Here is a 4,071-nt window from a genome sequence, read left to right as displayed (position 1 = left end):
GCCGAGTTGCATACCGTGCATGATCTGTCGACCTTGTCCGACCAGCCCACCACCTTCGGTCTTGCCGGGATGCATTGCGGTCGAGTACGCTGGATGCATCGCCATCTCCGAGGCCGCGCTGGTAAGCGACATCGAGCCGGGATAAGCCATGGCCTTCCCAAAATTGCTTCCACAACTTCTCTTCGTTATTGGTCGAATTGATGGATGACGGAAAATAGAGTGGCGGCTTGCCGGAAAAGATCGATTGCCTCGAAACCGTGGTTAGCGTTGGAATCCAGGCGAAGGTCGCGGATTCACGCATGACCAGATTGGCATCTTGTTTTTGCAGAAGCTGGCGGATGGTCACCCACTGATCCAGTGCAAGGCCATCGACCACGATCAGCGCAGTACTGCTGCTACCAGAATCCTCGATATCCCGAGCCATGCGACGCGGCACATGGTGCAGCATGATCGGATTGGTCGGCGGCAAATTGATCAGGCTGGCATAGTGGCCACCAAGCCATCCGGCAAATGTCGCATTCAAGACATCTCCTACTTCCTTGAGTCGGATCTGATGTTGGGCAGTATTAGAACAATGAACTAACGATGAGAGTTCGGCCCATTTAAGCGCAAAGGTGGTCCAATCAGAGTAACGGGATTCCGATGTCGGTAGTTCTTTCTCAACAAGATTAAAGAGACCGGAGATCCGCAGCTCCTCATCATTTACACCTACCGCCTCGATACCGATTTGAACCCAGGAATCAGCATCAACTTCAGTTTCAGTAGCGTCAACTGGAGTGAGTTTCCCTTCAAGGAACATGTTGTCAATGTAAACCCTGATATCTTGGTGGTCCGGACGGCAGGTGATCGGGGCCAGGAATGCGAGACCATACTCTGGGAGTCCTCGCTGACATGATCTGCCTTGCCCAGTTTGGCAAGGAACACCGGCCACCGTTCTTGGAGAAAAGAAAAAAACGCTTCGTCATCTGGAACAATTTCATCCAAAGGCCATGCCTTGAATCCGTCATTGCTTTTGAGTACTTGGAGAAGTCGCTGGCACAACGTGAGGGGGATATGAATCTTTCTGTAATGCAAGCGGAGCAAAGCACGCAGCAATTCCACTTCATTGACAATCAGCTCTGCGGCGATGCCAAATACATGGCGGAGAATGAAATCCTTCGTGGCGTTGTCGCCCATTCGATCAGGATGCGATTTGCGCTGTGCATCATACAGTGCATCCAGTAAGCTCCGGTCAAGCTTCTCAATCACCGGGTAGCTCAGGTTGGGAAAAGATCTCCGAGATTGAAGGAGATCTTCATTCCAACCCTGAAGCAAATCATAGGGCAAAGATTCCAACTCGGCATCCTGCAGCCAGAGGATTACAACCAGATCGGTATGTTCACCGCGATCCCAGGTTGAGCGATATTTCGATTCATAGGCGTATCTGAATTCGACCGGATCACTGAACTCGATCAGATCGAACCCGCGCCCGCGAAGCTCCAATGCGAGCTTCTCCTCGGTCAGCAGACAATCCGGGTCCGCGACTAGGGTCAGCTTGCTGACGTTGGGTACAAAGTCGTTCAGGATGGCGTCTCTCCAACTACTCATTGAGCGCCTTCCTTGATGATGCGCATCATCAACAGCGGTCGAAGTTCCGGCACGATCTGCCGCACAGATTGTAGTTCATGTCGCCAATCAGTTTCCTCGGCATCACAGCGGGCTAGACGATACTGGCGCACCTCGGGCAGACCAACCCGCTCGATAGCCTTCCGTCTTGACGAAAAGGAGATCATGCCACGTTCTTCTTCCCTGGTAATCGAGCTGAGGTGCGCTTGCTGCAGGGCGTGAAACAGCTCCTGTATTGCCAAACATCCTGCATCGACATCATTCCGGAATTGAAAAATCGTTGTGATAAACCACTGACGCCAATTCGATTATTCCGTTGGCGCACTCCCAGTAATGAAGATGGAATTCCCTATCAATATCGCGACGCTCCGCCTTATCGGAGCATCGCATTCTTTGCGGATCATCCCCGCCAGGTCCTGTTCGCAAAGCGTGTACGGCTGGAAGATTGTGTCCTTTGATAGTCTCTATGATTGATCGGAGAATCTTGGGTGGCACGGAGTCCCCTTGGTCGGCGCAAACCTGTTGGCACAACTCCCGAAATCTAGACCCAATGGCTGGAACAATCACGCAGCTCCAGTCAGGGGAATCACCTTGCGCAATCGCATTTTTGAACAGAGCGATTCGGACAGCGAGTTCAATTCCAAGGTCATCAGACGCGCCAACCAGAATTGCCGATTCATCGAGACATTCGATCAGCCCTCGAAAATCGTCACAGACCAACACATCGCCTTCGAAGAACTCGGGCGGGCACGGCAAGACAGGGATATCGTTTCTGGAATGTTCGAGCTCGTGAATATGGGCTCTTACCTGGATTATCTGTTTGGGCGCTTCTCTCAGAATGAGTGAATGGCCGCCAAGAGGTTGGGAGCAGTGCTTACGCAGCACAGCAATCAACGTTATGCATCTGGCCAGATCGGATTGGAGACCGTCGTGAGTTGTCAGCCGAATAACATCCGGACACGCCTGCGTCAATTGTTACGCTGGGCAGGCTATGCATCTTTATTCCTCCGGCTTGCTTTGCGCTTCATCGCCGCAGCTCTGAGGATTTCCTCGGCCTGCTGTTGGGACTGATCAAAGAATCCTTCCGGCCAGTCTGAGATGGCTCCGTACTCGTTTATCACCACCTCTCGAAAGCTGAACCCTGCGACGGTTTTCCACGAAGTAAATCTTGGCCTGGCTGTTGAGCTCCTTCTCGGGTGATGCCGCTGCAATTCGGAAACGGAGGCGATCGATGAAATATTCGCTGTGGGTTTCAACAATGCACTGCTTGTTGCATAGCGCCATCGAAAGGAAAAAGTCGCCGAGCAGGGTCTGAACCTTCGGATGAAGATGCAGCTCCGGCTGCTCAAAAACGAGTGTAGAGTCTGTGTCAGCGAGAAGGCACATGACGAGAATTGGCAAAACCTGGCTGACACCTACGCCCACATGCGTGAGGTCGTAGGTGCTATCCGAATTGGAAAGCCCCACCTTCAGCTCGTGCCCCAATTTCCCCTGATCGCGGCTTTTTACCGAGCTGGCCACACCCAGATATTGGAGCCAATCGATAACCGCCGTTTCGAGTGTTCGGGTTACGGTTTTGCGGTCAATTACCGGGGCTTTGAAATTCGCCGAAGGGATGTACCAGATCTTCTTGTTCTTGTGCAATTCAAGAATAGAAGCCGTGTGTTCACCGCGCAACCCTACATCATGTGGGTCGGCTGCTGGTGCGAGTGGATACAGAGGCTTGGGAGCATCTCTCAACGGGCCGAGATATTTCAAAGACGTTGCGAAGAAATTGTCCAGGTACCAGGTAGCCTCGGCTATCAAACGAGGTGGCCTCAGTGGGGCAAATGCATGTGTTTCTGGCTTCTGGACAACGGAGCCTTTCATAGCCGCATGAATGCGTTCAAAAAGATCCTCACGCTCACGCAGTACCTGCTGAACTTTCAGGCGCTTCTCGCGTGGCAGTCCGCGTAGTCGTTCATGCCATGCCCTAAATGTAAGCGTCTCGGACTCGGAATCAAACAGTAACTCCTGCCGATATTTATCCTTGAAGACCAGGTCGAAATCGATGGTGCCTTCGAGAACTTCGCGCAAGATCGCAATGATCTCTTTGGAAATAAGGATCTCTCTTCCCATGCTGCGCCGTAAACTTATGGCACGACGGCCATCGTCCTGGAGAGCCATGGTGATGGCGTTGGCATCCTCTTCGATGGTATCGATGGCGTAAACAATTCTCTCCGGGAAGAGAAGTATCGCAGTATGCAGCCAAATTGGCTTGGCCGAACGAAGTCGTCCTTCACCTCAGCCATGGGTCTATCGTCCAGTTCAACGGCGTAAGCCAAACTGGTGCGTAGCTGATCGTCAATTTCACTGGCGCTGTCAGCTCCTTCAATCTGGGAGATGGCCTTGGTGGAATGATGAATCGATATATCGGCTTTCTGATCCACGTTGTCCTCGTCTCTGGATATGCAGGACAACTGGGTG

Annotated in this window: 1 protein-coding gene and 3 pseudogenes; 1 reads left to right on the top strand and 3 read right to left on the bottom strand. The window is 52.3% G+C overall.

The window, feature by feature from the left end:
* Together pglZ and IPN95_29025 are read right to left on the bottom strand one after the other, a co-directional pair.
* Positions 1-1,587, bottom strand: a pseudogene (gene pglZ / locus IPN95_29030) (BREX-3 system phosphatase PglZ).
* Positions 1,584-1,838 (bottom strand): annotated as a pseudogene (locus IPN95_29025) (hypothetical protein). Before IPN95_29025 ends, pglZ begins: the two co-directional pseudogenes overlap by 4 nt.
* A 358-nt stretch (positions 1,839-2,196) precedes the next feature.
* On the opposite strand from IPN95_29025, the gene IPN95_29020 reads away from it, so the two are divergent.
* The gene (locus IPN95_29020) at positions 2,197-2,451 is read left to right on the top strand and encodes a hypothetical protein (GenBank protein ID MBK9453356.1); all 255 of its coding nucleotides are present in this window, start codon (positions 2,197-2,199) and stop codon (positions 2,449-2,451) included.
* Between the two features lie 143 nt (positions 2,452-2,594).
* On the opposite strand, the pseudogene IPN95_29015 reads toward IPN95_29020, so the two are convergent.
* Positions 2,595-4,071: pseudogene (locus tag IPN95_29015) on the bottom strand (DUF3696 domain-containing protein).

Source organism: Bacteroidota bacterium (genome assembly GCA_016718825.1).
In the GTDB taxonomy this organism is placed as follows: domain Bacteria; phylum Bacteroidota; class Bacteroidia; order J057; family JADKCL01; genus JADKCL01.
Note: the sequence above shows the minus strand (reverse complement) of the source record. Positions and strands in the feature narration are given on the sequence as shown.